This is a genomic window from Afipia clevelandensis ATCC 49720, from assembly GCF_000336555.1.
Lineage (GTDB): Bacteria > Pseudomonadota > Alphaproteobacteria > Rhizobiales > Xanthobacteraceae > Afipia > Afipia clevelandensis.
Genome location: NZ_KB375281.1, coordinates 3,261,848 through 3,288,361 on the forward strand (window position 1 = coordinate 3,261,848; position 26,514 = coordinate 3,288,361).

Consider the following 26,514-nt stretch of genomic DNA (forward strand, 5'->3'; position numbering starts at 1 on the left):
CGGCTCTCGGCGGCGCAGGTGCAGCTTTGGGAGGCGCGGGCGGGGCGGCTTTCGGCGGAGCCTTCGGCGCATTCGGATCGGCGGGCGCAGCTTGCGCGACCACGAATGACGGCAGCGTTTCGGCATGAGCCGGCGCTTGCGCAAGCTGAACGGCTGCGATCGCAGTCGTCGTCAGCAGAAGGAGTCGAATGTTCTTCATGAGGCCTCTGGGTGTGAAGAAAAGTAAAACAGCAGGACTGCTGTCGCCCGTCGCAACGAAGTGAATGACGATCAGTGAATAGCGGTTAGGCGGTAATGTGGCGAAGGCAAAACAGAAGGAACTATTTCGTGCTCCAGCACGAATCGGAGCTTGCAGAATGAATGCACGTTAAGACAACGCGCGCAAAGCTGTCATCATATCGACATGCCAGCATGCGCCGTTGCGCTGCACCAACGGAGCGGCAAGCGCTCTAGTCCACCGGCGGCGTGCGTGGACCGGGATCGGGAAATTCGTCCGGCTGATTGGGCGGACGTTCGCGCGGCGTGTCGGGCTCAACAGGATCGTTGAGCGGCGGCGGCACGTCCGGCCGTGGATTGCCCGGCGGGCTTTCCTGCGGCGGCTCCGCCGGATTGCCAGGTGTCGGCGGCGGAATCTCGGGCGGGTCGCGCTGCGGATCGCCCGGAAGCTGCGCGCGCATCATCGCATCGCGACCTTTTTGTTGTCGCCGATGTCGGGACGGGAGCCTGTCGCTGCCGCGACAGCCATCTTCACCGAACTGATGATCTTGCCCGGCGTGTCCCAGTATTCGGCTTGCGTCGGAACGACCTTCAGCAGGCAGATGTTCGGATCGTCCGCCGAGGACCACCACGCCTTCGCCCAAGTGGTCCAGAGCTCTTGGATCTTGGCGCGATCGGTCGAGACCGAGGCTTCGCCGGTGATCGAAACGTACTTCTGGTCGCTCACATCCGCAAAGGCGAGGCACACCGTCGGGAATTTCCGGATATCGTCGTCCTTGTGATTCCGGCGGTCGGCGAGAAAATAGAATGCGTTCTCATTGCGCGCCAGATGCGCATGCATCGGCCGCGAATGCGGGTTCTGCCCATCCCAGCTTGCCAGCATGGCGATGGAAATCTTTTCTGCGAGATCCCACACCCGCGTAACGTTGTCTGCTTCTGCCATCTTCTGCTCCTGAAATTCGGGGGACACGATTCAGCCGGAGCAACGAACGGCAGGGCGCTATGTTCCGATGTGGCGCGCAAACGCCGCGGGTTCCTTTGAGTTGACAGCAAGGCGGCTGGTCACCGAGATAGCGGAACTGAGGGAGGATTGTCCGATGCCGCTTGCCTACTGGTGCGTTCTGATCGCAGCGCTGCTGCCCTATGTGCTGGCCAAATATGCCAAGGCGGGGTCGGGGGATGACAATCATCATCCGCGTGAAGTTTTGGCGACGCTTGCCCCGCACAAGCGCCGCGCCTATGCCGCTCACCAGAATGCGCTGGAGACGTTTCCGTTCTTTGCGGTGGCCGTGATCGTCGCGCTGACCATGGGCGCACCGTTCTATGTCGTTAACCTGCTTGCGGCGCTTTACATCGCGCTGCGCATTGCGCATGCGCTGCTGTATGTTCTCGACCGGCCGGCGGCGCGGTCGCTGGCATTCGCCGCCGCGATGGCTGTCAATGTCGCGATCTTTGTGCTGCCTGTGTTCAGGTAAAAAGAAATCAGAAAGATGAATGAACTATCCCTCATTGCGAGGAGCCATCAGCGCGTTTACGCGCGTCTTTGACGCACTATCGCGACGAAATAATCCATCTCTCTTTGCTGAAGATGGATTGCTTCGCTTCGCTCGCAATGACGAAAGCTATTTCCGCACCAGCAGCGTATTGCTGCGCGTTTTGCCTGCGATGGCATAGCCGAGGCCGGTCATGTCCTTGATGCAGTCGTGCAGCCAGGCGGCGTGTTCGAGATGCTCGATGGCGACGGCGCGGGGCCAGAGCGATTCCGGCGCCTCGCGGAAGAACGGCGTCAGCACGCGGTCCTCATAGCCCTCAACGTCGATCTTCAGCGCGTCGATGTGCGTGACGCCGGCATCGCGCAGGATCGTGAGCAGACGATGCGCCGGCACCTTGAGGCCGCCGGTTTCGGAGATGTGGCTCGCACCGAGATTATGCCCGTCGGTTTCGATCATCAGTTCGCCTTCGGTGTCACCCGCGGCGGCCCGAACGAGTGTGAGGTTGGTCAGCCTCGATGCTGACGCATTGAATGCGAGCCGTGCGTTGCTCACCGGATGCGGTTCGATGGCGACGACGCGGCCGCGCTCGCCGACATGCTTCGCCAGCGACACCGCATAGGTGCCGACATTGGCGCCGACATCGACGAAGGTGCCGCCCTTTGGCGCATGCTCGCGCAGGAAATCCAGCTCCGGCAGGTTGTAATCCGGATTGAACAGCGCGCCGCGTTCGGTGCCGCTGGCCAGATGATGCAGCCGGAACGAGGCACCCTGATAGCTGGCGTCGATCGGCCCGGCGCCGCACAGATGCACAAGGCGTGACAGCCACGGCCGGAACGCGCCGCGCTTGAGACCGGAGCCGTGCGCGGCGGCGATCACCACGCGCTGCAGGGCATTGGGGGCATAGGTGCCGAAGGGCTTCTGGTCGTCGCCGGATGCATTGGTCATGGGCCTGTCATCGCGCACCTGCGCCGGCGTTTCAAGGCCGGTACGGCGGGCCAGGTGGCGTTCCGGCACCTGTGAAAGCTATTTGAGGCTTTTCAGGAACGACAGCAGATCGTTGATCTGATCGGGCTCGAGGGTGAACATCGGCATGGTGGGATGGCCGGTGTCGATGCCCTCGGCAAGCGCCTCGGCCAAGGTGTCGAGCGGATACTTCGTGTGCAGTGTCCGGAACGGCGGTGCGATCGCCAGCGGACTGGGGCCTTGCCGGTCGATGGAATGACAGCGCGCGCAATTGGCCTGTGCGAAGGAACGGCCGCGCAGCTCGGCGGGCGAGGCGGCCATCGCCGGGCTTATGGCCTGACTCGCTGTCGTCAGGATGAAAAGGGCAAGGCCTGGAATCAGGGAGATGCGCATGACCGCATCCTGCCGTTCCGCCGGCAAAAGGCGTTGACCTGCATCAACTCCAGCGCGAATCGTGCAGATGCGATTTGTCAGCGGTCCCGCAGATACTGCTCGAACGGAGAGGCCGCGTGTCCCTCCGCGCGGATCGCAGGATCGAGCGTGAACAGATCCTGCGCCCGCCCGATGCCGCGCAGCGCATAGCGCCCGGTCGACACGAAATGCCGCTTTCCCGATGCGCCGAGGCCATCGAGGAACGCCGAGGACACCAGAAACTCGCGTTCGACCGACCGGCACATGGATGCAATGCGGCTGACTTCGTTGACCGCGGGGCCGACCACGGTGAAGTCGAGCCGCTGTTCGCTGCCGATATTGCCGTAGAACACCTCGCCGACATGCAGAGCCACATAGGCGGTGGTCGTGGGGCGGTTCTCCGCCGCGCGCTGCGCGTTAAGCGCTTCGATATTTTTCCTGAAAAGGTTTTCGGCGCGCAATGCCGCGCGGCGCGCCGCACCCATATCGTCGTCGTTGAAGATGGCGAGCACGCCGTCGCCGATCAGCTTGAGCACGTCGCCGCCTTCGTCATGAATGGCGTCGATGGCCGCCCCGGCATAGGCGTTGAGAAAGGGAATGAATTCTGCGGGATCAATCGTCTCGCCGATGGCGGTCGAGCCGCGCAGGTCGGAAAACCACAGCACGGCGTTGATGCGGTCGGCCACGCCGCGCGAAATGCGTCCGCTCAACACGCGGTCGGCGGCGTCGCGGCCGAGATAGACATGGCCCAGCGTGCGGGCGATGCGGGCATGGGCGGCGGATTTCACCGCAAGCCCGAGCAGCGGCACGAGATCGCGCAACGACGCCATCGCGGCGTCGTCGAAGCCGTTATGGCGGCGCATGCACCAGATCGAATAGACGCAGTCCATCTCGCCGATGATGCCGGTGTCGCCGAAGCGATGGATGAAGGTCGCGAAATGCTTGTGGCCGTCCCCCACGAGCTTGAGTGTCATCTTGAAGCGGTCATCGTCGTGGCCGATGCGCATCTCGTTCTCGCCGGTCTGCAGCATGGCGTAGAACGGTGAGCGCTGCCAGTTTTCCGCGGCTTCCCCCTCGCTGGTCGAGCCGTATTCAAAGGCGTCGCTCTCGTTCGATTCGATGTCGCTCCAGCGGAAGCCCTGTCCCTCGAAAACCGGATGCAGCGTGTCGATGAACACGAGGCCGCGCGACAGCTCGAGCCCGGCGACCCGGCTGCGCTCGCAGAACTCGCGCACAAGTTCGGTTTCCGCGATGCCGGACAGGCCTGCGCCGGCCAGCCAGTTCATGATCTCGAGGCGTGAATTCAGGTCCATGCGGATTCATCGCGCGGGATCGGCCCCGGCGCAATATCCCGAGACACGCTATTTCGATTTCCCCGTGGCCTTCGTCCCCTCGATGAGGTTGTTGCGCAGTTTGACCACGCTTTTCTGCAGCAGCGCGAATTCCTCGGGGGTGAGCTGCGTTTCCCGCACCAGATTGAGCGGCAAGGCCTTATCACGCACGCGTCGCCCCGCCTCGGTCAGGCTGATCACCACCTTGCGCTCGTCTTTCGGATCGCGCTGCCGGCGGACGTAGCCCATGGTCTCGAGGTTTTTCAGGATCGGCGTCAGTGTGTTGGATTCCAGAAACAGTTTCTCGCCGAGACCGCTAACGGTCTGGTTGTCCTCCTCCGAGAGCGCCACGAGGGCGATGTACTGGGTATAGGTCAGCCCGAGTTCGTCCAGGATTGCCTTGTAAGCCCGCCCGTAGGCCAGATTGGCCGAATAGATCGCGAAACAGAGAAAATTTTCGAGCCGGGGAGCCCCCTTGGAGGATGATGTCGGTTTTGCCTTGGTCATGGCGGCTCCTGTCACACGGGATCGTGATTGTTCGGATCAATATATATCGCATCCGATTAAATCGGAAGGGTTGACTTCGCGGCTGAGCGGCGTAGGTAAGGCGCATTCGATCAGATCGGATACGATCTATCTAGCTGCCAAAAGGACCCGAACCATGATCACGCAGATCGAAAAGGTGCTCTACACCGCCAAGACCCATACCACCGGCGGCCGCGAAGGCGCGGCGCGCTCCTCCGACGGCCAGCTCGACATCAAGCTGTCGCCTCCGGGCTCGAACCGGCCCGGCACCAACCCCGAACAGCTCTTCGCAGCCGGCTGGTCGGCCTGCTTCGAGGGCGCGATGGGCCATGCGGCCCGCGCCATGAAGATCAAGCTGCCCGCCGACCTCGCGGTCGATGCCGAAGTCGATCTCGGCACTGCCGGCAACGAGTTCCTTCTTCAGGCCCGCCTGAACGTCAGCCTGCCCGGACTTGAGCGCGAGGTGGCCCGCGCCGTGGTGGAGGCAGCCCATCAGACTTGTCCGTACTCCAAGCTCTCGCGCGGAAATATCAACGTCGAGCTGAATCTGGTCTGAGCCGGATTGTCACATCGCGGACGTGACCTGCACGCACTGCCGGCAGGCCACGCCGCGAAGCGACGAAGACATCATCACTTGATCACTTGTTGCATGCATCGGAATACGACTCAAGGAGACCTTCCATGTCCGTTCTCATCAACGCCAACCGCCGCAACTTTCTTCAGGCCGCGGGCAGCGGCATGGCCGCGCTGGCGGCATCGCAGATTGGATTGATCCAGCCTGCATTTGCGCAGGTCGCTTCGGCATCGGCGCCGATGGGGCCGATCCGGCAAATCAATGCCGGGACATTGAGCGTCGGCTATGTTGAAGCCGGTCCCGCCAATGGCCCGGTGGTCATCCTGCTGCACGGCTGGCCCTACGACATTCACAGCTACGCCGAGGTTGCGCCGCTGCTCGTTGCAAAGGGTTATCGGGTCATCGTTCCGCATCTGCGCGGTTATGGCACCACGACATTCCTGTCCGCCGACACGCCGCGCAATGGCCAGCAGGCGGTGCTTGCGGTGGACGTTATCAATCTCATGGACGCGCTGAAAATCCAGAAGGCGCTGATCGCCGGTTATGACTGGGGCGCGCGCACCGCCAACATCGTCGCCGCGCTCTGGCCGGAGCGGGTCAAGGCGATGGTGTCCGTCAGCGGTTACCTGATCGGCAGCCGCGAGGTGAACAAGAAGCCGCTGCCGCCGAAGGCCGAACTGCTCTGGTGGTATCAATTCTACTTCACCACGGAGCGCGGCCGCCTCGGCTATCAGCAGAACACGCACGAGTTCGCGAAGCTGATCTGGCGTCAGGCGTCGCCGAAATGGAATTTCAGCGACGACACGTTCGCGCGCAGCGCGAAGTCGCTCGATAATCCCGATCATGTCGCGATCTCGATCCATAACTATCGCTGGCGGCTCGGCCTTGCGGAAGGCGAAGCGAAATACGACGATCTCGAAAAGCGGCTGGAGCAGGGGCCGGTCATCACCGTGCCGACCATCACCATCGAGGGCGATGCCAACGGGGCGCCGCATCCGGAGCCTGCATCCTATGCGAAGAAGTTTTCAGGTAAATATCAGCATCGCCTGCTCACCGGCGGCGTCGGTCATAATCCGCCGCAGGAAGTGCCGAAGGAGTTTGCGCAGGCGGTGATCGACGCGGATACGTTCTGATCGGCGGGACGTGTGAAAGCAAAAGAGCCTGCCGATGTCTCGGCAGGCTCTTTTTGTTTGAACGCCGATGCGGCGGGATCACACCTGCCGTTCGACCAGCTTCAGCTTGAGGTCGGCGATGGCTTCCGATGGGTTGAGGCCCTTCGGGCAGGCCTTGGCGCAGTTCATGATGGTGTGGCAGCGATAGAGCCGGAACGGATCCTCGAGATTGTCGAGGCGCTCGCCGGTGGCCTCGTCGCGCGAATCCTTCACCCAGCGATCGGCGGCAAGCAGCGCGGCCGGGCCGAGGAAGCGATCGGAATTCCACCAGTAGCTCGGGCATGAGGTCGAGCAGCAGGCGCAGAGAATGCACTCGTAAAGACCGTCGAGCTTGGCGCGGTCTTCCGGCGACTGCCGCCATTCTTTCTGCGGGGTCGCGGTGGTGGTGTGCAGCCACGGCTCGATGGAAGCGTACTGCGCGTAGAAGTTGGTGAGGTCGGGCACGAGGTCCTTCACCACCGGCTGATGCGGCAGCGGATTGACCTTGATCGGGCCGGCCTGGACTTCGTCCATGGCGCGGGTGCAGGCCAGCGTGTTCTGGCCGTCGATGTTCATGGCGCAGGAGCCGCAGACGCCTTCGCGGCAGGAGCGGCGGAAGGTCAGGGTCGGGTCGATGTGGTTCTTGATCCAGATCAGGCCGTCGAGAATCATCGGGCCGCAATCGGCGGTATCGACATAATAGGTGTCGATGCTCGGATTCTTCCCGTCGTCCGGATTCCAGCGATAGATTTTATACTCGCGCAGATTGTCCGCCGCGGCGCCCGCCGGCTTCGGCCATTCCTTGCCGCCGCCGATGGTGGAATTTTTTGGCAGTGTGAACTGAACCATGATCTCGAACCTTCGCTCGTTCGCTTAAGTCTGGGCGGCGATCAGTACACGCGCGCCTTGGGCGGGATGTACTCGACGTCGTTGGTCATCGTGTAGTTGTGCACCGGGCGGAAATCGATGGTGGTGTTGCCCTTGCTGTCGATCCACGCCAGCGTGTGCTTCATCCAGTTTTTGTCGTCGCGGTCCGGGAAGTCCTCGCGGGCATGGGCGCCGCGGCTTTCGGTGCGGTTCGCCGCCGAGTCCATCGTCACCACGGCCTGTGTGATCAGGTTGTCGTATTCGAGAGTCTCGATCAGGTCCGAATTCCACACCAGCGAGCGGTCGGACACGCCGATGTCGCCGATGCCGTCGTGAACCTTGTGGATCAGCTCCTGGCCTTCCTTCAGCACGTCGCCGGTGCGGAACACCGCGCAGTTGTTCTGCATCACATGCTGCATGTTCTCGCGCAGCTTCGCGGTCGGCGTGCCGCCCGAAGCGTTGCGGAAATGATCGAGGCGGCCGAGCGCGAGGTCCGCCGAGTTCGCCGGCAGGTCGGGCTGCGCGGCATTGGCGGTCAGCTTCTCGGCGCAGCGCAGCGCCGCGGCGCGGCCGAACACGACAAGGTCGATCAGCGAGTTGGAGCCAAGGCGGTTGGCGCCATGCACCGACACGCAGGCGGCTTCGCCCACCGCCATCAGGCCGGGCACCACCGCATTGTCGTCGCCGTTCTTCTTGGTGACGACTTCGCCGTGGTAGTTGGTCGGGATGCCGCCCATGTTGTAATGCACGGTCGGAATCATCGGGATCGGCTCGCGGGTCACATCGACGCCGGCGAAAATGCGCGCCGACTCCGAAATGCCCGGCAGGCGTTCGTGCAGGATCTTCGGATCGAGGTGGTCGAGATGAAGATAGATGTGATCTTTCTTCTTGCCGACGCCGCGGCCTTCGCGGATTTCGATGGTCATCGCGCGCGAGACCACGTCGCGCGAGGCGAGGTCCTTGGCAGAGGGCGCATAGCGCTCCATGAAGCGCTCGCCTTCGGAGTTGACCAGATAGCCGCCTTCGCCGCGCGCGCCTTCGGTGACAAGGCAGCCCGAACCGTAGATGCCGGTCGGATGGAACTGGACGAACTCCATGTCCTGCAGCGGCAGGCCCGCGCGCAGCACCATGCCGCCGCCGTCGCCGGTGCAGGTATGCGCTGACGTGCACGAGGCGTAGGCGCGGCCGTAGCCGCCGGTGGCGAGGATGGTCATCTGGCCGCGGAAGCGGTGGATGGTGCCATCGTCCATCTTCAGCGCGATCACGCCGCGGCAGACGCCCTGATCGTCCATGATCAGGTCGATGGCGAAGTATTCGATGAAGAATTCAGCCGAGTGGCGCAGCGCCTGGCCGTACATCGTGTGCAGCATGGCGTGACCGGTGCGGTCGGCGGCGGCGCAGGTGCGCTGGGCCTGGCCCTTGCCGTAGTCCATAGTCATGCCGCCGAACGGGCGCTGATAGATCTTGCCGTCTTCGGTGCGCGAGAACGGCACGCCCCAGTGCTCGAGTTCGTAGACGGCTTCCGGTGCGTGGCGCACCATGTACTCGATCGAGTCCTGATCGCCCAGCCAGTCCGACCCCTTCACGGTGTCGTACATGTGCCATCGCCAGTCGTCCTTGTGCATGTTGCCGAGCGAGGCGGAGATGCCGCCCTGCGCCGCCACGGTGTGGGAGCGGGTCGGGAAAACCTTGGTGATGCAGGCGGTGCGCAGGCCCGCTTCCGAGCAGCCGACCGCCGCGCGCAGGCCCGCGCCGCCGGCGCCGACCACGATCACGTCGAAGGTGTGGTCTTCAATCGGATAGGCCGCCTTCAGGTCAGCATTGCCGTTCGCGCCGGGCGCGCTCTTGCCGTTCGACGCCATCGCTTAAACTCCCGACGACAGTTTGAAAATTGCGTAGATCGAGGCGATGCCGACAGCAGCGCAGAAGAAGGTGTTGGCGATCACCGCGACCAGCTTCAGCTTCTCGTCGCTGACGTAATCTTCCAGCACCACCTGCATGCCGATCTTCATGTGCCAGACGCTGGCGATGATGAAGAGGATCATGATGATCGCGATCAGCGGCGAGCCGAGGATCGCCGCTGCGCCGGCCTGGTTGCGGCCGAGCAGCGACATGATGACGACGATCACCGGCACGATCAGCAGCACCAGCGCAATCGCAGTGACGCGCTGGCGGATAAAATCGGAGGTGCCGTGATGGGCCGCGCCGAGGCCGCGGACGCGCTTGAGCGCGGTGCGGATGGTCTTCTGGGACTCCTGCGCGCTCATCGGCCGCCTCCCACAGCAAAGGCGATGATCCAGATCAGCACCGTCGCGGCGATGCCGGCGAGCAGCGCGCCCCATGTCACCGACTCGCGTTCGGTCGGGGTGAAAGCGTAGCCCATATCCCACAGCAAATGGCGGATGCCGCTGAACAGGTGATGCATCAGCGCCCAGGTGTAACCGAACACGATGACGCGCCCGATCCAGCTCGACGTGAATCCCTGGATGTTGGCGTAGGCGCCCGGTCCGGAGGCCGTGGCGATCAGCCACCACGCCATCAGCAGCGTGCCGACATAAAGGGCGATGCCGGTGATGCGGTGGACGATGGACATCGCCATCGTCAGCGTCCAGCGATAGGTCAGAAAGGGCGAAAGCGGGCGGTCGATCCTGGGTGCCATGCGCGACTTTAATGGTTTGCGGCGTAAGAACGTGCCGACTTTTTATGCGGGATCGGGTTTATTAGAGCGCTTCTATTTACGGAGAAGGGGATACGAGCGCAACGCAGAATTCACTAAGTACTGAATCAAAACCCATTTCTTTGTCCGTCGCTTAGCCCTTCTGGCATACATGTTTTTCGTATACCAATCTCCTCGAAACCGATATCTGAAGCCGGATTCACTGCACCATCCGGACAGGAATTTGAAATGACAGCGCAACCCGCCCGCCGAGGCCCGGCATGATTGCCGGTCTCACCGTCCCGCAACTGCTTGAACTTGTTGCGCTGCTGTTGTTCACGGGCGCGCTGGCGGGGTTTCTGGCCGGGATTTTCGGGATCGGCGGCGGCGCCGTGCTGGTGCCAGTGCTGTACGAATGCTTCCGGATCGCGGGCGTGCCGCTGGAGGTGCGGATGCCGCTGTGCATCGGCACCTCCCTGGCGATCATCATCCCGACCTCGATCCGCTCATGGCAGGCCCACAACAAGCGTGGGAGTGTCGACATGGCGATCCTCAAAAAGTGGGCGCTCCCGGTGCTGATCGGGGTGATCGCCGGCAGCGTGATCGCGCGCTACGCGCCGGAGAAGCTGTTCAAATATGTGTTCGTCGGCGTTGCGTGGTCGGCGGCGGCGCGGCTTCTGTTCGGCAAGGAGCACTGGCGGCTTGGCGATGAGATGCCGCAGGGCTTCTTCATGCGCGCCTACGGTTTTTTCATCGGCCTGCTGTCGACGCTGATGGGAATCGGCGGCGGGCTGTTCTCGAATCTGCTGATGACCTTTTACGGTCGTCCGATCCATCAGGCGATCGGCACCTCCGCGGGCCTTGCGGTGCTGATCTCGATTCCCGGCGCGCTGGGTTACATCTATGCGGGCTGGCCGGCGGCGTCGCGCTTTCCGGAGGTCGCCGCGCTGCAATTGCCGTTCGCGATCGGATTCATCTCGATCATCGGCGCGCTGCTGGTGATGCCGACGAGTTTGCTGGTCGCGCCGCTCGGCGTGAAGGTCGCGCACTTCCTCACCAAGCGGAAACTCGAAATCGCGTTCGGCTGTTATCTGCTGATCGTGAGTTCGCGGTTCGTGGTGAGTCTTTTGACCGGGTATTGAGGAGGTGAAAGCCGTGGCGATGAACAGATGGATTGTGTCGGCGTACTTGTTGGCGCTCGCGGCAACGCCTGTTGCCGCCTCCGACGTGCGTCTGGAGAGCTATCGCAATCCCAAAAACGAGTCGCTGCGCAACTTCAATCAATTGTATCTGGATGGCGTGAAGGGCGGGTTGATGGCTTACAATGCGTTTGCAAAAAGCCATGGCGGTCAGTCAGCGTTCTGCATACCCGCCAATCTCGCTTTGACCGTTGAGCAGGCCGAGGAAATCATGCTGCGCCGGGCCGACAAGACGGCGGCGAAGGGAGATATGCTGGTTTCCATCCTGCTACTGGCAAGTCTGCGGGAAACGTATCCGTGTGACAAGTCAGAGCCCCGGTAAGTCCGTGCGTTTTGCGAATTTTCAGAACAAGCTGCCAGCGGGCAGCAGCGGTTATTTCCCGTAAATATCCTTGTAGCTGTCCCGCAGCACGTTCTTCTGCACCTTGCCCATGGTGTTGCGCGGCAGGTCATCCACGAACAGCACGCGCTTGGGCATCTTGAATTTCGCCAGCCGGCCGTCGAGCGCGCGCAGCACGGCGGCTTCGTCAAGCGGCGTCTTTTTGTCGCCGACCACGACCGCGGTGACGCCTTCGCCGAAATCCGCATGCGGCACGCCGATTACCGCGCTCTCGACCACTCCGGGGATGGCGTCGATCTCGTTCTCGACTTCCTTTGGATAGACATTGAAACCGCCGGAGATCACGAGGTCCTTGCCGCGGCCGATGATGTGGACATAGCCGCGCGCGTCGATCTTGCCGAGATCGCCGGTGATGAAGAAGCCGTCCTTGCGGAATTCGGACGCGGTCTTCTCCGGCATCCGCCAGTAGCCCTTGAACACATTCGGGCCCTTGACCTCGATCATGCCGATCTCGTCGCGCTTCAGTTCGTCGCCCGTTTCGGGATCGGTCACGCGCACCTCAACGCCCGGCAGCGGGAAGCCCACCGCGCCCGGAACGCGATCGCCGTCGTAAGGGTTCGAGGTGTTCATGTTGGTCTCGGTCATGCCGTAGCGCTCGAGCACGGCGTGGCCGGTGCGCGCGCTCCAGTCGCGATGCGTTTCAGCCAGCAGCGGCGCGGAGCCGGACACGAACAGGCGCATGTGGTTCGTCGAGTCTTTCGACAGGTTCGGCGACTGCAACAGCCGTGTGTAGAAGGTCGGCACCCCCATCATCACGGTGGCGCGGCTCATGAGCTTGATCATCAACTCGGGATCGAGCTTCGGCAGGAAGATCATCGCCGCGCGCGAGAACAGCGTGACATTGCTCGCCACGAACAGCCCGTGGGTGTGATAGATCGGCAGCGCGTGGATCAGCACGTCGTCCTTTGTGAACCGCCAGTAGTCGACGAGGCTTTGCGAGTTCGACGCCAGATTGTCGTGGGTCAGCATCGCGCCCTTGGAGCGGCCCGTGGTGCCCGACGTGTAGAGAATGGCGGCAAGATCGTCGCCCGCGCGCGGCACTGTGGTAAAGTCCGCGCTCGCTTTTGCTGCGGCGTCGGTGAGCGATCCCCTGCCCTCGGTGTCGAGCGTCTCCACCTTCGCGCCGGATTTGGCGGCGAGCTTGCCGATGCCGTCCGCCTTGGAGGGATCGCAGACAATCAGCGCCGGCTCGGCGTCGCCGATGAAGTAATCCAGTTCGTTGAGCGTGTAGGCGGTGTTCAGAGGCAGATAGACCGCGCCCGCGCGCACGGCGGCCAGGTACAGCACCAGCGCTTCGACGGATTTTTCGGTTTGCGCTGCAACACGGTCGCCCGGCTTGACCCCGCGCGCCACAAGCACGTTCGCAACACGCCCCGATTGCGCGATCAGATCGCCATAGCTGATCCGCGTGCCGTCGGCCTTCTCGATGGCAAGGCGGCTTGTTTCGGTCAGCCCGTCGAACAGGCGAGAAAACAGGTTGGCGTTCGCGGCGGTGTTCATGCAACATTCCATCGAAAGTCGGATTTTCTGATTTTTGAGTACACCAAAAGCAACACTCGCAGCAACGGAGACAACCGGCATGAGCAATAACAAGAAACGTGTGGCCTGGATCACAGGCGGTGGCAGCGGCATCGGCCTCGCTGGCGCCGAGGCGCTGGCAAAGGAAGGATGGACCGTGGTGATCTCGGGCCGCCGCAAGGATGTGCTCGACGAGGCGGTTGCGAGCATCACAAAGGCTGGCGGCAAGATCGAGGCCATGATGCTGGATGTCTCGAACGCGGCGGATGCCGAGAAGGTCGCCAAGGAGATTGTCGCGAAGCACGGACGCATTGATCTTCTGGTCAACAGCGCCGGCGTCAATGTGCCGAAGCGGAGCTGGGACGACATCACCACCGAAGGCTGGGACAAGCTGGTCGATATCAATCTGTCCGGCGTGATGTACTGCATGCGTGCGGTGCTGCCGGCGATGCGCGCGCAGAAGGATGGCTGCATCATCAACGTCGCTTCATGGGCAGGACGTCATGTCTCGAAGATGACCGGACCGGCCTACACCACCACCAAGCATGCGGTGCTGGCGCTGACCCATTCGTTCAACATGGATGAATTCAAGAACGGGTTGCGCGCCTGCTGTCTCTCGCCGGGTGAAGTCGCAACGCCGATCCTGAAGCTGCGTCCGGTGCCGCCATCGGCGGAAGACATGGCGAAGATGCTGCAGCCGGAAGACCTCGGGCGCACCATCGCTTTCGTCGCCAGCATGCCTGCGCATGCGTGCATCAATGAAATTCTGATTTCGCCGACGCACAACCGCAGCTTTGTGACACCGACGATGTTGTGATCTTTTACCTCTCCCCGCAAACGGGGAGAGGTAACGCGTTATGCCCGCGTCATCCGCACGTACAACATCTGTAAAAGTTTCACCCCCCGGAAAATATTTTCCCTGAAACGCCTCGTCCCGGCATCCGTAGCTCGGATAACGGCGGCGCGGTGGATCCTCCATAAGCCTGCGCTGCCGCCATGCCCGGCGGATGTCTGCCGGGAATTCCAATTCACCGGGAGTCCAAACATGTCCAAGCGTATTGCTCTGTTGTCCGCCGCCGCCATCGGCGCGCTGACCTTGACCGCCGTCGTGACCGCGCCTGTCCACGCGCAGGACAAGATGGGAAAAAGCGAAATGTCCGGCGAGAAGACCGTGATGGTTGGCGGCGCGCCAATGTATCCGTCCAAGAACATTGTTCAGAACGCGGTCAACTCGAAGGATCACACCACGCTGGTGGCAGCGGTGAAGGCCGCGGGTCTTGTCGACACGCTGTCGAGCAAGGGACCGTTCACCGTGTTCGCTCCGACCAACGCCGCGTTCGGCAAGTTGCCTGCAGGCACCGTCGACAACCTGGTGAAGCCGGAAAACAAGGCCACGCTGACCAAGATCCTCACCTATCACGTCGTGCCGGGCAAGCTGAATGCAGCCGATCTCAAGGACGGCCAGAAGCTGAAGACCGTGGAAGGCGAAGAACTGACCGTGAAGGCTTCCGGCGGCAAGGTCATGATCGTCGATGCAAAGGGCGGCTCCTCGACCGTCACCATCCCAGACGTCAATCAGTCGAATGGCGTGATTCACGTCATCGACACCGTGCTGATGCCGAAGTCGTAATCCTCCTCGTATTCTGATTTTTCAGAATGCGGCTGGCGAGCCGGGGCAACCCGGCTCGCTTTTTTTTATCGCGCATCGGCATCACGTTTGCGCGAAGCGCCGCGCTTCTGAAACCAAACTTTCGACGGGCCGTAAATGGAGCACGATTGCGCTTCGGCCTTCACAGCGAGGCAGGTCATTGCGCGTCGAAGTTTCACACCCGGCGACAACGTCGCGGGCTCACCTGTAACGGAGACGATTCATGTCCAGGAAAATTTCATCTCGGATTGCACTTCTGTCGGCGGCTGCGTTTGGTGCGCTGATGATCACGGCCACTTCTGTTGCGCCGGTTCAGGCAAAAGAGAAGACCGTGATGGTCGGCGGCGCCGCGATGTTTCCCTCCAAGAACATCGTCCAAAACGCCGTGAACTCCAAGGACCACACCACGCTGGTTGCCGCAGTGAAGGCAGCGGGCCTCGTCGATACTCTGTCGAGCCCCGGACCGTTCACCGTGTTTGCGCCGACCAATGCCGCGTTCGGCAAGCTGCCGAAGGGCACGGTTGCAACCCTCGTGAAGCCCGAGAACAAGGCGACGCTCACGAAGATCCTCACCTATCACGTCGTACCGGGCAAATTCTCCGCGGCCGACCTGACCGACGGCAAGAAGCTGACCACGGTTGAAGGCGAGCAACTGACCGTGCGGAATGTCGGTGGCAAGGTGTCGATCGTCGACGCCAAGGGCGGAACATCGCGGGTGACCATTCCCAACGTGAACCAGTCCAACGGCGTGATCCATGTCGTGAATTCGGTCCTGATGCCGGCTTCGTGATCGGCCCGCAGATCGAACGTCCCACGGGATGCGGGGCGAGTGCGAGCCGGGGCGACCCGGCTCGCATTTTTGTGATAGGGTGCGGCCGGTCACCGCCGGTCTTCGATTGCGAATTTTGGAACGAAGGGCCGTAACACGGAGGAAACTGCCTCCGTATGGTGTTGGTGACATCGTGAAACCGGAAACGCTCATGTCCAGCATCGCCGCCGATCATTCGCAGCCCGCTGCGCCTGCCGAATCCGGCAAAACAATCCAGCCGGGCTGGGTCCGCATCGTGCACTGGATCAACGCCGTGGCGATGATCCTGATGATCATGTCGGGCTGGCAGATCTACAACGCCTCACCGCTGTTCGATTTTCTGACCTTCTCGCATTCGATCACCCTCGGCGGCTGGCTCGGCGGCGCGCTGCAATGGCATTTCGCGGCCATGTGGCTGCTGATGGTCAACGGTCTTGTCTATCTCACGCTCGGACTTGTCACCGGACGGTTTCGCAGAAAGCTGCTGCCGATCTCCGCAACCGGCGTGATCGGCGACGCCAGAGCGGCGCTCACCGGGAAGCTCTCCCACGCCGATCTCTCCGTCTACAATCAGGTGCAGAAGCTGCTCTATGCCGGGATCATCGTGGTCGGGATTCTGATCGTGCTGTCGGGCCTCGCAATCTGGAAGCCGGTGCAGCTGCAATGGCTCACCGCGCTGTTCGGCGGCTACGATGTGGCGCGCTATGTTCACTTCTTCTGCATGGCCGCGATCGTTGGCTTCCTTGTGATCCATGTCGTGCTCGCGCTGCTGGTTCCGAAAAGCCTGCGCGCGATGATTATTGGAAAGTAGCCATGACCCCGAAACGTGGACATCGGTTTTCGGATCAGGTCATGCCCAAAGGAGACGCATCATGGGACGCATGCGCAAACTTCTGATTCCTGGCGTCGACAAGAACCTGCTGGTCAAGGACGCGCTGAAAGTGATGCCGGATCTGTCGCGCCGGCGCTTTATCTCGGGCGGCGCCAGCCTCGGCGCGCTGACGCTGCTGACCGGCTGCGATGTCACCGACAGTTTCTCGGCGGAATCGATGCTGACGCAGATTTCCAAGTTCAACGACGCGGTGCAGGCGAAGTTGTTCAATCCGGATACGCTGGCGCCGACGTTCCCGGAAAGCGCGATCACGCGGCCGTTTCCGTTCAATGCCTATTACGCGCTCGACGATGCGCCGACCATCGACGGCAAGGACTGGAAGCTGGAGGTCCGCGGTCTTGTCGAGAACAAGAAGTCGTGGACGCTCGATGAGCTTTACCAGTTGCCGCAGGAGAAGCAGATCACGCGGCACATTTGCGTCGAAGGCTGGAGCGCGATCGGAAGCTGGACCGGCACGCCGCTGCGCCACTTCCTGCGCCTGATCGGCGCGGACATGCGCGCGAAATATGTCTGGTTCAACTGCGCCGACATGGATGGCTACAATTCACCGCTGGACATGCCGACCGCGCTGCATCCGCAGACCCAGATGACCTTCAAATTCGGCGACGAAATCCTGCCGCGCGCTTACGGCTACCCGATGAAAATCCGGGTGCCGACCAAGCTCGGGTTCAAGAACCCGAAATACGTGGTCTCGCTGGAGGTTACCAACGACTACAAGGGCGGCTACTGGGAAGACCAGGGCTACAACTCGTTCAGCGGCAGCTAGCTTTCACCTCTCCCCGTTTTGCGGGGAAAGAATAAGCGGTCCCTCTCTTGCGTTGTCCCGGCAAGCGAAGCGCCAGCCGTGACGACTCGGACTGCCGGTTCCCGATCCATGCTTTTGACGCAGTCCTGAATCACCTCTGCCACGAAAGCAGGCAGTTGCCGTACCTGCATACTTTTGCCTCAACAATAGTCGATGCCTCACAATTGGCTGACGCAATTGTGAGCAATCTTAATCGGCGTTAACCTTCGCAAAATCAATTACTTACATGTTCCGCGACATCCGGTCGCCCTGTGCTGTTGTTGCAATGCACACCGGCACGATTCATGCTGTGTTCATCAAAGCAAAGATCTGAATCGGCCGCGTGCAGGGGGGCAATCCCGCTCGTTTTGGCTTTCGGTCATGCGAAAACGAGAAGGATGAGACATGCAAGCGCGCGCCAACGCGATTACGTCCGGGGTCACCTCGATTGCGCTCCTGTTCGGGGGAGCGGTCCTCTTGTCCGGATGTAACGACCAGAGCGTCGCTTCGGCCCAGCCGCCGGAGCCGCCCGAAGTCAGCACCGTCACCATCAAGGCCGCGCCGCAGGCCATCGTCCGCGAACTGCCCGGCCGCATCGCGCCGCTGCGCGTGGCGGACGTCCGCCCGCGCGTGTCCGGCATCATTCTGTCGCGCACCTTCGAGCAGGGCCGCGAGGTCAAGGCCGGCGAGCCGCTGTATCAGATCGACCCGAAGCCGTTTGAAGTCGAATTGCAGGCGGCGGAAGCCGCCATGGCCAAGGCCGAGGCCGCGCTGCTGCAGGCCTCGCAGCATGCTACCCGCATCGAGACGCTGACCAAGAGCAACGCCGCCTCGCAGGCTTCCAACGAAGTCGCGATCGCCAACCTGGCGCAGGCCAAGGCGGACCTTGCGGCGCGCAACGCCGACCTGTCGCGGGCGCGGCTGAATCTCGACTACGCCACCATCAAGGCGCCGATCAACGGCATCATCGGCGCCGCGCTGATGAGCGAGGGCGTGCTCGTGGTGCAGAACGAGGCGCAGGCGCTGGCCACCATCCAGCAGATCGATTCCGTTTACGCCGACTTCACCCAGTCGGTGAACGAACTTAACAAGCTGCGCCGCGATTTCGACCGCGGCGATCTCGACGCCGTGTCGCCGGATGCCGCGAAGGTGCGCCTCGTGCTCGACGACGGCTCGATCTATCCGCTCGACGGCAAGCTGTTGTTCTCCGACGCCAAGGTCGATGCCGGCACGGGTCAGGTCACCCTGCGCGGCGAATTCAAGAATCCGAAGCGCGAACTGTTGCCCGGCATGTTCGTCCGCGTCCAGATCGAGCAGGGCCGCGACCCCGACGCGATTGTCGTTCCGCCGCAGGCGATCCAGCGCAACTCGTCCGGCGCCAGCGAAGTGTTCGTGGTCAAGGACGACAACCGCATTGTCGCGCAGCCGGTCCGCACCGGCGGCCTGATCGATGGCCAGTGGCTGATCACCGACGGCCTGAAGCCCGGCCAGCGCGTGGTGGTCGAAGGGTTCCAGAAGTTCGCCGTCGGCGATGCCGTCAGGGTGAGCGAATGGCGCGTGTCCGGCGAGACCGGACGGCATCTCGACAAATCGGCGGCGGCCAGCGTCTCCGGACAATCCGAGGTGCGTTAGCGCTTCGGAGGTCATTGCGAGCGAAGCGATCCATTTCTCAAAAATGGCATGGACCGCTTCGTCGCTGCGATCCTCGCAATGACGAATCTTGTCCCTCTCCCGGTTGGATGAGGTGAAATCAACAAACGTTGAACATTTGCGGTGGCTTCGACGCCGCCTGAAAACCAGACCGAGAGAACCGATCCATGCCCGCCTTTTTTATCGACCGCCCGATTTTCGCGTGGGTGGTGGCGCTGTTTATTTGTCTGCTCGGCCTGATCGCGATTCCGTTTCTGGCGATTGCGCAATATCCGATCATCGCGCCGCCCTCGATCTCGATCTCGACCAGCTATCCCGGCTCGTCGCCGGAGGAACTTTATAATTCGACCACGCGCCTGATCGAGGAAGAGCTGAACGGCGCATCCGGCATTCTCAACTTCGAATCCACCTCCGACTCGCTCGGCCAGGTCGAAATCATCGCCAACTTCGTGCCCGGCACCGATTCCAATCTCGCGTCGGTGGAAGTGCAGAACCGCATCAAGCGCGTTGAGGCCCGCCTGCCGCGTCCGGTGATCCAGCAGGGCATTCTGGTGGAAGAAGCCTCCAGCGCGGTGCTGCAGATCATCACGCTGAAATCCACCGACGGCAGTCTCGACGAAGTCGGCCTCGGCGACTTCATGATCCGCAACGTGCTCGGCGAAATCCGCCGCATTCCCGGCGTCGGCCGCGCCACGCTGTATTCCACCGAGCGCTCGCTGCGCATCTGGATCGATCCGATCAAGTTGGTCGGCTACAATCTCACCGCCGACGACGTGACCAAGGCGATCAGCGCGCAGAACGCGCAGGTCGCCTCCGGCAGCGTCGGCGCGGAGCCGAGCCGCAAGGACCAGTCGATCTCCGCGCTGATTTTGGTGAAGGGCCAGCTCACCTCCGCCGACGAGTTCGGCGCCATCGTGCTGAAGGCCAATCCGGACGGCTCGACCGTCCGCCTGCGCGATGTGGCGCGGATCGAGATCGGCGGCATGGGCTATCAGTTCACCACCCGTCAGGACGGCAAGGCCATCGCCGGCCTCTCGGTGCTGCTGGCGCCGACCGGCAATGCGCTGGCAACGGCGAGCGCCGTGCAGGCGAAAATGGACGAACTGTCGAAGTTCTTCCCGGCCAACATCGCCTACGACATTCCCTACAACATCACGCCGGTCGTGAAGGCCTCCATCACCAAGGTGGTGCATACGCTGATCGAAGCAGTGGTGCTCGTCTTCATCGTGATGTTCCTGTTTTTGCAGAACTTCCGCTACACCCTGATCCCCACCATCGTGGTGCCGATCGCGCTGCTCGGCACCTGCGTCGCGCTCTACATGTTCGGCTACTCGATCAACATGCTGACGATGTTCGGCATGGTGCTGGCGATCGGCATTCTGGTGGACGACGCCATCGTCGTGGTCGAGAACGTCGAACGCATCATGTCGGAGGAAGGGCTGTCGCCGAAGGAGGCGACACGCAAGGCGATGTCGCAGATCACCAGCGCCATCATCGGCATCACGCTGGTGCTGATCGCGGTGTTCGTGCCGATGGCGTTCTTCCCCGGCTCCGTCGGCATCATCTATCGCCAGTTCTCGGTGACCATCGTGGCGGCGATCTCGTTCTCGGCGCTGATGGCGCTGTCGCTGACGCCGGCGCTGTGCGCCACTCTGCTCAAGCCGGTGGAGGCCGGACATGCCCACGCCAAGACCGGCGTGTTCGGCTGGTTCAACAAGCGGCTTGACCGCACGCGCGACGGCTACAGCCGCGTGGTCGGCTGGTCGATCCAGCGCACCGGTCGCCTGCTGATCCTGTACGCGGTGCTGCTCGGTGGCCTTGTGTTCGGCTTCTCGCATCTGCCCGGCGGCTTCCTGCCGGTGGACGATCAGGGCTTCATCACCGTGGACGTGCAGACTCCGCCGGAATCCTCGTTCAACCGCACCGAGGCCGCGGTGCAGAAGGTCGAGCAATATCTGGCGAAACGTTCCGGCATCGAGGACGTGACCTTCCTCACCGGCTTCAGCTTCTTAGGCCAGGGCCAGAACACCGCGCAGGCCTTCGTCACGCTGAAGGACTGGTCGGAGCGCGGCCCGAACGATTCCGCCGCCGCCATTGTCGCCGACGTCAACAATTCGCTGAAGTCGATCAAGGACGCCAAGGTGTCGGCGCTGCAGCCGCCGCCGATCGACAATCTCGGCAATTCGTCCGGCTTCTCCTTCCGCCTGCAGGATCGCGGGCAGAAGGGTTACACCGCGCTGATGCAGGCCAAGGATCAGTTGCTGGCGGAGGCCAAGCAAAGCCCGGTGCTGCAGAACGTCTACGCCGAAGGCCTGCCCGAAGCGCCGCAGGTGCAGCTCGTGATCGACCGCGAACAGGCGGCCGCGCAGGGCGTCACCTTCGCCGACATCAACAGCACCATCTCCACCAATCTCGGCTCGGCCTATGTCAACGACTTCCCCAACCGCGGGCGCATGCAGCGCGTGATCGTGCAGGCCGACAGCGTCGGCCGCATGAATGCGCAGGATATCCTGTCGTATAATGTGAAGAACGCGCGCGGAAATCTGGTGCCGCTGTCCTCGTTCGCGACCCTGAAATGGATGGTCGGCCCGACCCAGATCGTCGGCTTCAACTATTATCCGTCGGTGCGCATCTCCGGCGAGGCCAAGCCCGGCTACACGTCGGGCGACGCGATCGCGGAAATGGAGCGGCTTGCCGCGAAGCTGCCGCGCGGCTTCGGCTATGACTGGACCGGCCAGTCGCTGCAGGAAAAGCTGTCGGGCTCGCAGGCGCCGTTCCTGCTCGCGCTTTCGGCGCTGATCGTGTTCCTGTGTCTCGCCGCGCTGTACGAGAGCTGGACCATTCCGATCGCGGTGCTGATGACGGTGCCGCTCGGCATTCTCGGTGCGATGGTTGCTGCGATGTCGCGCGGCCTGTCCAACGACGTCTATTTCACGGTGGCGCTGATCACGATCATCGGCCTCGCCGCGAAGGACGCGATCCTGATCATCGAGTTCGCCAAGGATCTGCGCGCGAAAGGCACGCCGCTGATGCAGGCGACGATGGAAGCATGCCAGCTCCGCTTCCGCCCCATCCTGATGACCGGCCTTGCTTTCGTCTGCGGCGTGCTGCCGATGGTGATTGCAAACGGCGCGGGCGCCAAGAGCCAGCAGGCGCTCGGCACCACGGTGATGGGCGGCATGATCGCGGTGGTGGTTCTGGCGCTTCTGATGGTGCCGGTGTTCTTCGTCGCGGTGACGAAATTCTTCTCGAAGGCCGATCGCGATGGCGAGGCGACGCAGGACAAGCCGCTGCTCCGCGACCGGCTGCTCGGTCTGTTCCAGCGGAAAGCGCCTGCGCAGACATCGGCGTCGTAACGCGATTCCTCAGCACGTCGTCCCGGCAAGCGTAGCGCTAGCCGGGACTCATAACTCTCCGCGCGTTTTGGTTTTCTCCGGCATGCCCGGCATAAAGCCGGGCATGACGAACCCGAGTATCATCAGTGTGGCGATTTCTATGGCTTCACCGGCCGCTGGCACGCGCACAGCACCATGCCGAGGCCGAGAGTCGCGGCAGACAACACGAGTCCATATGACAGGCCGAACAGGTCGGTGACCGCGCCGGTGGCGAACGGGCCGAGCGTCTGGCCGAGGCCGAAGGTGACCGCCATGATGCCGATGCCCTTGGGCCAGGCGGCGGGCGGATAGTTCAGCCGCACGAAGGCCGTGGTCGAGGCGACCACCGACAGGAACGAGACGCCGAAGATCGCCGCCGATGCGCCGAGGGTCAGCGGCGACGTTCCCAGCAGCGCGATCAACGTGCCGAGCATGGTCGTGCCGAGCAGGGTCGCGGTGGCGATGCCGCTGGCGCCCCGCGCGAGCAGCCCGCGCCACAGCCACGGCGCGGCAAACGAGCCGAGACCGATCAAACACCAGAACAGGCTTTGCGCGATGGCGCTGCCGCCGCCGTCACGCACATAGGCGATCATGAAGGTCATGTAGGCGATGTAGCCCGCGCCGAACATGAAGTAGCCGATGAGATAGAGCGCGATGGGCCGCAGCGGAACGCTGATCGCGGCGGCTGTTGGATGGCTTGCCTGCGCCTCGACGCGGTTGAGCATCAGCACCGCGGTCATGATGGCGGACAGCAGCGCCAGCGCGCCCCAGACAATCCACCATGAGCCGGGGCCGAAGTATTGCAGCAGGAACGGCGCAGCGAGCCCAGAGACGATCAGGCCTGTTCCGGGTCCGGTATAGAACAGGCCGAGCAGCAGCGCCGATTGCGCGGGCCGCGATTGCGCCACCCATGCCGCGAGCGCGCCGCCGGCGATGAAGGTTGCGGCCGAGGCGATGCCTGCGCACAGGCGCGCCAGACTGAGCACGGCGAAGTTGCCCGACATCACGCAGACAGCCAGCGAGAGTGTGCAGGCGATCGCGCCGATCCATGTTGCTCGGAACGCCCCGACGCGGCGGATGAAGCCAGCCATCACCAGCGCGCCGGCAAGATAGCCGATGGCGTTGACCGTGTTCAGGAAGCCTGCGGCCGAATAGGACCAGCCGAGGGATTCGCGCATGTCGGGCAGCACGAGCGCATAGGCAAAGCGCGCCATGCCAAGCCCGATGGCCGGCGCCAGCGAGAGTGTCAGAACGGCCCGGACGGGATGCGCGTCACGCGCGGACGGGGCAGGGGTCACGAAAGGCTCCGGCGGAAGGCCTTCACCATGGCAGTTTCCGCTGCATTTGACCAATCGGACGCGGGCAATGGTGTCTTGCCAATTCTGCAAGGGCGTTTTAGCAAGTCCGCGCAAATTCCCACGTTTCGTCATGGCCGGGTCTGCCCCGGCCATCCACGTCTGCTACGACATTTAAGAAAGACGTGGTTGTCCGAGACACGCGCGGGCACGACGAATAACACTGATCGAGGCAATTATCATGGCATCGCACAAGCTCCTCCTTCTTCCCGGCGACGGCATCGGCACCGAAGTGATGGCGGAGGTGACGCGCGTCATCGACTGGTTCGGCAAGCGCGGGATCGCGAAATTCGAGACCGAGACCGGTCTGGTCGGTGGCTCGAGCTATGACGCGGACAAGGTTGCGATCACCGACGCCACCATGGCGCTGGCGCAGGCCGCGGATGCCGTGATCTTCGGCGCGGTCGGCGGGCCGAAATGGGCGGATGTGCCTTACGACGCGCGTCCCGAAGCGGGCCTGCTGCGCCTGCGCAAGGACATGGCGCTGTTCGCCAATCTGCGCCCGGCGATCTGCTATCCGGCGCTGGCCGATTCATCGAGCCTCAAGAAGGATGTTGTCGAAGGCCTCGACATCATGATCGTGCGCGAACTGACTGGCGGCGTGTATTTCGGCGAGCCGAAGACCATCACCGATCTCGGCAACGGCCAGAAGCGCGCGGTCGATACGCAGGTCTACGACACTTACGAGATCGAGCGCATCACGCGCGTCGCCTTCGAGCTGGCACGCAAGCGGCGCAACAAGATGACGTCGATGGAAAAGCACAACGTCATGAAGAGCGGCGTGCTCTGGAAGGAAGTCGTGACGCAGGTTCACGCGCGCGAATACAAGGATGTCGAGCTTGAGCATCAGCTCGCGGATTCCGGCGCGATGCAGCTCGTGCGCTGGCCCAAGCAGTTCGACGTCATCGTCACCGACAACCTGTTTGGCGACATTCTCTCCGACATCGCCGCGATGCTGACCGGCTCGCTCGGCATGCTGCCGTCGGCGTCACTCGGCGAGGTCGATCCCAAGACCCAGAAGCGCAAGGCGCTGTACGAGCCGGTGCATGGTTCGGCGCCGGACATTGCAGGCAAGGGTCTGGCCAATCCGGTGGCGATGCTCACATCGTTCGGCATGGCGCTGCGTTATTCCTTCGACATGTCGAAGGAAGCGGACCTCATCGACCAGGCCATCGCCGCGACCCTGGCCAAGGGCCTGCGCACCGGCGACATCAAGTCGGAAGGCTCGACCGTCGTCAGCACATCTCAGATGGGTGAGGCGATTGTGAAGGAACTGGACGCGCTGACGCAGTAAGCGCTCGCTGTCGGGGCGGAATGCGCGTGCCGCGATTCCGCCTTTTTCGGCGAAGTTTGTCACCGTTTCGTCTTATGCAAATCGGCATAAAAATGCCCGGCTCAGGCCGGGCATTTTTCGTGTCAGAGATCTGCTGAAAATCAGTACAGCGGGAACGGGAACGGCGTGCCGGTGTCCCACTGGTCGCCGAGCGGACGGCGGCTGGTGTAAAGCCGGTCGATCTGCTGGCCATAGGAGTAGCCCGGCGGATAGGCGTAGTCGGTGAACTTGCGTTCACCCGGCAAAACTTCGGTCCCCGCATCGAGCCAGGAACGGCGGGTCACATAAACGCGGGTACGGCCGCGCTGATAGACGCGGTTTTCGGCCTTGCGCGGAGGGCCGTCATAGGTCGGGTCATTGGCGACGACACGCCTCCGGGTCTGGGCATCGGCGGCAGTGGTGCCGAGCGCGACCACGGCGACCGCCGCGCCCGCCAGCAGGAGCGCCAGAACCTTTGCGCCAGAAGACTTCAAAGCCATTATATCCTCACGGGAATTCCAATTGCGTCGCACCATACCTGCTCCGAACCGGGGGCCACAAGGACTAAAGGGCCACACTCGTCCGGCAACTTCCCCGGCCGATCCGGTCCCGGCCCGCGAGCCAGCCGTTTCCGGCGATTCAGAGCCGGCGGGGCGGGCGCGCTGGCCGTGTATCGGTGGTTTGTGACACCGGCTCGGCACTGCAACGCGCCGACCGCTTCATCCGTTCCTCGAAGAATCCCTGCGCCGCGGCGGTGGGCAGCACACCCTTCAGTGTGATCTTGTCGATCATGCAGGCCAAGGTGTGGAAGTTCGGCCGGGCGCCGCTGGATTCGCAGTACCAGCCCTTGAGATAGACGGCGGTGGTCTCGAAGCGGCTGAGATAGGAGACGCACAGCTTGATCTGGCCATCGGCATTGATCCGGAAACTTGCGGCGCGGACCGGTCCGAACCGGGTCTGCAGATCGTAATAGGTGGCTGTGCCGATATAGGCCGTGCGCAGCAGCGGCCGCAGGCTGGACATCTCGTATGAGTAATCACGCACCACCGGCGTGTCCGGATTGGACGGCATGTTGACCACGAGCGTGAAGTCGGTGTCGCGGTCGTGAACCTGGCCGTATTGCAGGATCTCCTGCCAGCCTGCGTTGAAGCGCGCGGAATTCGCGCGTGGTGTCAGCCGCGCCAGTTCAGGCGCGTTGATCTGGAAAGAGGCCTTGCTGCTCACACTGGAGGGCTGGTCGAAAAAGCTCGTGACCCGCACTACCACGATGCCGATCAGCGCGAGGACGATCGTTCCCACGAAATAGAAGGAATAACGTACCGTCTTCCCGGCATAGTTGCCGACAATCGAGAGATGGTTCTGATCGAACGCCATTGCAGTATTCCTG

At 62.7% G+C, this 26,514-nt stretch carries 28 protein-coding genes; 13 read left to right on the forward strand and 15 right to left on the reverse strand.

Annotated elements, in window-relative coordinates:
• The 3 genes from HMPREF9696_RS21900 to HMPREF9696_RS15620 all read right to left on the reverse strand — a co-directional run.
• Positions 1–199 (reverse strand): hypothetical protein (locus HMPREF9696_RS21900; RefSeq protein WP_002714001.1); only part of this gene is annotated, 199 nt, incomplete at its 3' end.
• Positions 200–449: 250 nt separating this feature from the next.
• Positions 450–680, reverse strand: a complete 231-nt coding sequence (locus tag HMPREF9696_RS15615) for a hypothetical protein (RefSeq protein ID WP_002714002.1) — start codon at positions 678–680, stop codon at positions 450–452.
• Positions 677–1,159 (reverse strand): pyridoxamine 5'-phosphate oxidase family protein, encoded by a 483-nt coding sequence (locus HMPREF9696_RS15620; RefSeq protein WP_002714003.1) that lies wholly within the window; start codon positions 1,157–1,159, stop codon positions 677–679. Before HMPREF9696_RS15620 ends, HMPREF9696_RS15615 begins: the two co-directional genes overlap by 4 nt.
• A 154-nt stretch (positions 1,160–1,313) precedes the next feature.
• On the opposite strand from HMPREF9696_RS15620, the gene HMPREF9696_RS15625 reads away from it, so the two are divergent.
• A complete protein-coding gene (locus tag HMPREF9696_RS15625; RefSeq protein ID WP_002714004.1) occupies positions 1,314–1,691 on the forward strand; it encodes an MAPEG family protein in 378 nt (125 codons plus the stop codon).
• Between the two features lie 147 nt (positions 1,692–1,838).
• On the opposite strand, the gene HMPREF9696_RS15630 is transcribed toward HMPREF9696_RS15625, so the two are convergent.
• From HMPREF9696_RS15630 to HMPREF9696_RS15645, 4 genes are all read right to left on the reverse strand, one after another.
• Positions 1,839–2,654: an FkbM family methyltransferase gene (locus tag HMPREF9696_RS15630; RefSeq protein ID WP_002714005.1), complete on the reverse strand. Its 816-nt coding sequence runs from the start codon at positions 2,652–2,654 to the stop codon at positions 1,839–1,841.
• A 78-nt stretch (positions 2,655–2,732) separates the two neighbouring features.
• A complete protein-coding gene (locus HMPREF9696_RS15635; protein ID WP_002714006.1) occupies positions 2,733–3,065 on the reverse strand; it encodes a c-type cytochrome in 333 nt (110 codons plus the stop codon).
• A 77-nt stretch (positions 3,066–3,142) separates the two neighbouring features.
• Positions 3,143–4,396 (reverse strand): adenylate/guanylate cyclase domain-containing protein, encoded by a 1,254-nt coding sequence (locus HMPREF9696_RS15640; protein ID WP_002714007.1) that lies wholly within the window; start codon positions 4,394–4,396, stop codon positions 3,143–3,145.
• A gap of 48 nt (positions 4,397–4,444) precedes the next feature.
• A complete protein-coding gene (locus HMPREF9696_RS15645) occupies positions 4,445–4,921 on the reverse strand; it encodes a MarR family winged helix-turn-helix transcriptional regulator (RefSeq protein WP_002714008.1) in 477 nt (158 codons plus the stop codon).
• A gap of 154 nt (positions 4,922–5,075) precedes the next feature.
• Here HMPREF9696_RS15645 and HMPREF9696_RS15650 point away from each other — a divergent pair, with 154 nt between their 5' ends.
• Positions 5,076–5,495, forward strand: coding sequence for an organic hydroperoxide resistance protein (locus HMPREF9696_RS15650; protein ID WP_002714009.1), 420 nt, complete (start codon positions 5,076–5,078; stop codon positions 5,493–5,495).
• Positions 5,496–5,620: 125 nt separating this feature from the next.
• Positions 5,621–6,646 (forward strand): alpha/beta fold hydrolase, encoded by a 1,026-nt coding sequence (locus tag HMPREF9696_RS15655; protein WP_002714010.1) that lies wholly within the window; start codon positions 5,621–5,623, stop codon positions 6,644–6,646.
• A 78-nt stretch (positions 6,647–6,724) separates the two neighbouring features.
• Here the strand turns inward: HMPREF9696_RS15655 and HMPREF9696_RS15660 are convergent, their stop codons facing one another.
• The 4 genes from HMPREF9696_RS15660 to sdhC are packed head-to-tail and all read right to left on the reverse strand — an operon-like array spanning position 6,725 to position 10,190.
• Positions 6,725–7,513, reverse strand: a complete 789-nt coding sequence (locus tag HMPREF9696_RS15660) for a succinate dehydrogenase iron-sulfur subunit (protein ID WP_002714011.1) — start codon at positions 7,511–7,513, stop codon at positions 6,725–6,727.
• Between the two features lie 41 nt (positions 7,514–7,554).
• Positions 7,555–9,393, reverse strand: coding sequence for a succinate dehydrogenase flavoprotein subunit (gene sdhA / locus HMPREF9696_RS15665; protein WP_002714012.1), 1,839 nt, complete (start codon positions 9,391–9,393; stop codon positions 7,555–7,557).
• A 3-nt stretch (positions 9,394–9,396) separates the two neighbouring features.
• Positions 9,397–9,798, reverse strand: coding sequence for a succinate dehydrogenase, hydrophobic membrane anchor protein (gene sdhD / locus HMPREF9696_RS15670; protein ID WP_002714013.1), 402 nt, complete (start codon positions 9,796–9,798; stop codon positions 9,397–9,399).
• The gene (gene sdhC, locus HMPREF9696_RS15675) at positions 9,795–10,190 is read right to left on the reverse strand and encodes a succinate dehydrogenase, cytochrome b556 subunit (protein WP_002714014.1); all 396 of its coding nucleotides are present in this window, start codon (positions 10,188–10,190) and stop codon (positions 9,795–9,797) included. Before sdhC ends, sdhD begins: the two co-directional genes overlap by 4 nt.
• Before the next feature lie 278 nt (positions 10,191–10,468).
• Here sdhC and HMPREF9696_RS15680 point away from each other — a divergent pair, with 278 nt between their 5' ends.
• Both HMPREF9696_RS15680 and HMPREF9696_RS15685 read left to right on the forward strand, forming a co-directional pair.
• Complete coding sequence (locus HMPREF9696_RS15680; RefSeq protein ID WP_002714015.1) at positions 10,469–11,329, forward strand: sulfite exporter TauE/SafE family protein; 861 nt, start codon at positions 10,469–10,471, stop codon at positions 11,327–11,329.
• A gap of 19 nt (positions 11,330–11,348) precedes the next feature.
• Positions 11,349–11,708: a Rap1a/Tai family immunity protein gene (locus tag HMPREF9696_RS15685; protein WP_040301520.1), complete on the forward strand. Its 360-nt coding sequence runs from the start codon at positions 11,349–11,351 to the stop codon at positions 11,706–11,708.
• A gap of 51 nt (positions 11,709–11,759) precedes the next feature.
• Here the strand turns inward: HMPREF9696_RS15685 and HMPREF9696_RS15690 are convergent, their stop codons facing one another.
• On the reverse strand, positions 11,760–13,286 hold the full coding sequence (locus tag HMPREF9696_RS15690; protein WP_002714017.1) for a malonate--CoA ligase: 1,527 nt from the start codon (positions 13,284–13,286) through the stop codon (positions 11,760–11,762).
• Between the two features lie 79 nt (positions 13,287–13,365).
• On the opposite strand from HMPREF9696_RS15690, the gene HMPREF9696_RS15695 reads away from it, so the two are divergent.
• The 7 genes from HMPREF9696_RS15695 (at position 13,366) to HMPREF9696_RS15725 (ending at position 22,442) form a co-directional block, all read left to right on the forward strand.
• A complete protein-coding gene (locus HMPREF9696_RS15695) occupies positions 13,366–14,121 on the forward strand; it encodes an SDR family oxidoreductase (protein ID WP_002714018.1) in 756 nt (251 codons plus the stop codon).
• Between the two features lie 228 nt (positions 14,122–14,349).
• Complete coding sequence (locus tag HMPREF9696_RS15700) at positions 14,350–14,934, forward strand: fasciclin domain-containing protein (protein WP_002714019.1); 585 nt, start codon at positions 14,350–14,352, stop codon at positions 14,932–14,934.
• Between the two features lie 253 nt (positions 14,935–15,187).
• The gene (locus HMPREF9696_RS15705) at positions 15,188–15,742 is read left to right on the forward strand and encodes a fasciclin domain-containing protein (RefSeq protein ID WP_040302098.1); all 555 of its coding nucleotides are present in this window, start codon (positions 15,188–15,190) and stop codon (positions 15,740–15,742) included.
• 190 nt (positions 15,743–15,932) lie between these two features.
• Positions 15,933–16,571, forward strand: coding sequence for a cytochrome b/b6 domain-containing protein (locus tag HMPREF9696_RS15710; protein WP_002714021.1), 639 nt, complete (start codon positions 15,933–15,935; stop codon positions 16,569–16,571).
• 61 nt (positions 16,572–16,632) lie between these two features.
• The gene (locus HMPREF9696_RS15715) at positions 16,633–17,418 is read left to right on the forward strand and encodes a molybdopterin-dependent oxidoreductase (protein ID WP_002714022.1); all 786 of its coding nucleotides are present in this window, start codon (positions 16,633–16,635) and stop codon (positions 17,416–17,418) included.
• A gap of 423 nt (positions 17,419–17,841) precedes the next feature.
• Complete coding sequence (locus tag HMPREF9696_RS15720; protein ID WP_002714023.1) at positions 17,842–19,068, forward strand: efflux RND transporter periplasmic adaptor subunit; 1,227 nt, start codon at positions 17,842–17,844, stop codon at positions 19,066–19,068.
• A gap of 185 nt (positions 19,069–19,253) precedes the next feature.
• Positions 19,254–22,442 (forward strand): efflux RND transporter permease subunit, encoded by a 3,189-nt coding sequence (locus HMPREF9696_RS15725; protein WP_002714024.1) that lies wholly within the window; start codon positions 19,254–19,256, stop codon positions 22,440–22,442.
• Between the two features lie 137 nt (positions 22,443–22,579).
• Here the strand turns inward: HMPREF9696_RS15725 and HMPREF9696_RS15730 are convergent, their stop codons facing one another.
• A complete protein-coding gene (locus tag HMPREF9696_RS15730; RefSeq protein WP_002714025.1) occupies positions 22,580–23,758 on the reverse strand; it encodes a YbfB/YjiJ family MFS transporter in 1,179 nt (392 codons plus the stop codon).
• Between the two features lie 238 nt (positions 23,759–23,996).
• Between HMPREF9696_RS15730 and leuB the strand changes: the two genes are divergently transcribed.
• Entirely contained in the window at positions 23,997–25,109 is a 1,113-nt protein-coding gene (gene leuB, locus HMPREF9696_RS15735) for a 3-isopropylmalate dehydrogenase (RefSeq protein WP_002714026.1), read from the forward strand.
• A 140-nt stretch (positions 25,110–25,249) separates the two neighbouring features.
• Here the strand turns inward: leuB and HMPREF9696_RS15740 are convergent, their stop codons facing one another.
• Together HMPREF9696_RS15740 and HMPREF9696_RS15745 are read right to left on the reverse strand one after the other, a co-directional pair.
• Positions 25,250–25,627, reverse strand: coding sequence for a hypothetical protein (locus tag HMPREF9696_RS15740; RefSeq protein WP_002714027.1), 378 nt, complete (start codon positions 25,625–25,627; stop codon positions 25,250–25,252).
• 139 nt (positions 25,628–25,766) lie between these two features.
• Positions 25,767–26,501, reverse strand: a complete 735-nt coding sequence (locus tag HMPREF9696_RS15745; protein ID WP_002714028.1) for a hypothetical protein — start codon at positions 26,499–26,501, stop codon at positions 25,767–25,769.
• Positions 26,502–26,514 lie beyond the last annotated feature (13 nt).

Excerpts from the sequence above, each read along its gene's own strand:
- HMPREF9696_RS15740 (WP_002714027.1), bottom strand. The coding sequence starts at position 25,627 with ATGGCTTTGAAGTCTTCTGGCGCAAAGGTTCTGGCGCTCCTGCTGGCG.
- HMPREF9696_RS15650 (WP_002714009.1), top strand. The coding sequence starts at position 5,076 with ATGATCACGCAGATCGAAAAGGTGCTCTACACCGCCAAGACCCATACC.
- HMPREF9696_RS15655 (WP_002714010.1), top strand. The coding sequence starts at position 5,621 with ATGTCCGTTCTCATCAACGCCAACCGCCGCAACTTTCTTCAGGCCGCG.
- HMPREF9696_RS15720 (WP_002714023.1), top strand. The coding sequence starts at position 17,842 with ATGCAAGCGCGCGCCAACGCGATTACGTCCGGGGTCACCTCGATTGCG.
- HMPREF9696_RS15630 (WP_002714005.1), bottom strand. The coding sequence starts at position 2,654 with ATGACCAATGCATCCGGCGACGACCAGAAGCCCTTCGGCACCTATGCC.
- HMPREF9696_RS15745 (WP_002714028.1), bottom strand. The coding sequence starts at position 26,501 with ATGGCGTTCGATCAGAACCATCTCTCGATTGTCGGCAACTATGCCGGG.
- HMPREF9696_RS15685 (WP_040301520.1), top strand. The coding sequence starts at position 11,349 with ATGAACAGATGGATTGTGTCGGCGTACTTGTTGGCGCTCGCGGCAACG.
- HMPREF9696_RS15615 (WP_002714002.1), bottom strand. The coding sequence starts at position 680 with ATGATGCGCGCGCAGCTTCCGGGCGATCCGCAGCGCGACCCGCCCGAG.
- sdhA (WP_002714012.1), bottom strand. The coding sequence starts at position 9,393 with ATGGCGTCGAACGGCAAGAGCGCGCCCGGCGCGAACGGCAATGCTGAC.
- HMPREF9696_RS15700 (WP_002714019.1), top strand. The coding sequence starts at position 14,350 with ATGTCCAAGCGTATTGCTCTGTTGTCCGCCGCCGCCATCGGCGCGCTG.
- HMPREF9696_RS15645 (WP_002714008.1), bottom strand. The coding sequence starts at position 4,921 with ATGACCAAGGCAAAACCGACATCATCCTCCAAGGGGGCTCCCCGGCTC.
- HMPREF9696_RS15620 (WP_002714003.1), bottom strand. The coding sequence starts at position 1,159 with ATGGCAGAAGCAGACAACGTTACGCGGGTGTGGGATCTCGCAGAAAAG.
- HMPREF9696_RS15710 (WP_002714021.1), top strand. The coding sequence starts at position 15,933 with ATGTCCAGCATCGCCGCCGATCATTCGCAGCCCGCTGCGCCTGCCGAA.
- sdhC (WP_002714014.1), bottom strand. The coding sequence starts at position 10,190 with ATGGCACCCAGGATCGACCGCCCGCTTTCGCCCTTTCTGACCTATCGC.
- HMPREF9696_RS15725 (WP_002714024.1), top strand. The coding sequence starts at position 19,254 with ATGCCCGCCTTTTTTATCGACCGCCCGATTTTCGCGTGGGTGGTGGCG.
- HMPREF9696_RS15660 (WP_002714011.1), bottom strand. The coding sequence starts at position 7,513 with ATGGTTCAGTTCACACTGCCAAAAAATTCCACCATCGGCGGCGGCAAG.
- HMPREF9696_RS15690 (WP_002714017.1), bottom strand. The coding sequence starts at position 13,286 with ATGAACACCGCCGCGAACGCCAACCTGTTTTCTCGCCTGTTCGACGGG.
- sdhD (WP_002714013.1), bottom strand. The coding sequence starts at position 9,798 with ATGAGCGCGCAGGAGTCCCAGAAGACCATCCGCACCGCGCTCAAGCGC.
- HMPREF9696_RS15625 (WP_002714004.1), top strand. The coding sequence starts at position 1,314 with ATGCCGCTTGCCTACTGGTGCGTTCTGATCGCAGCGCTGCTGCCCTAT.
- leuB (WP_002714026.1), top strand. The coding sequence starts at position 23,997 with ATGGCATCGCACAAGCTCCTCCTTCTTCCCGGCGACGGCATCGGCACC.
- HMPREF9696_RS15640 (WP_002714007.1), bottom strand. The coding sequence starts at position 4,396 with ATGGACCTGAATTCACGCCTCGAGATCATGAACTGGCTGGCCGGCGCA.
- HMPREF9696_RS15715 (WP_002714022.1), top strand. The coding sequence starts at position 16,633 with ATGGGACGCATGCGCAAACTTCTGATTCCTGGCGTCGACAAGAACCTG.
- HMPREF9696_RS15635 (WP_002714006.1), bottom strand. The coding sequence starts at position 3,065 with ATGCGCATCTCCCTGATTCCAGGCCTTGCCCTTTTCATCCTGACGACA.
- HMPREF9696_RS15695 (WP_002714018.1), top strand. The coding sequence starts at position 13,366 with ATGAGCAATAACAAGAAACGTGTGGCCTGGATCACAGGCGGTGGCAGC.
- HMPREF9696_RS15680 (WP_002714015.1), top strand. The coding sequence starts at position 10,469 with ATGATTGCCGGTCTCACCGTCCCGCAACTGCTTGAACTTGTTGCGCTG.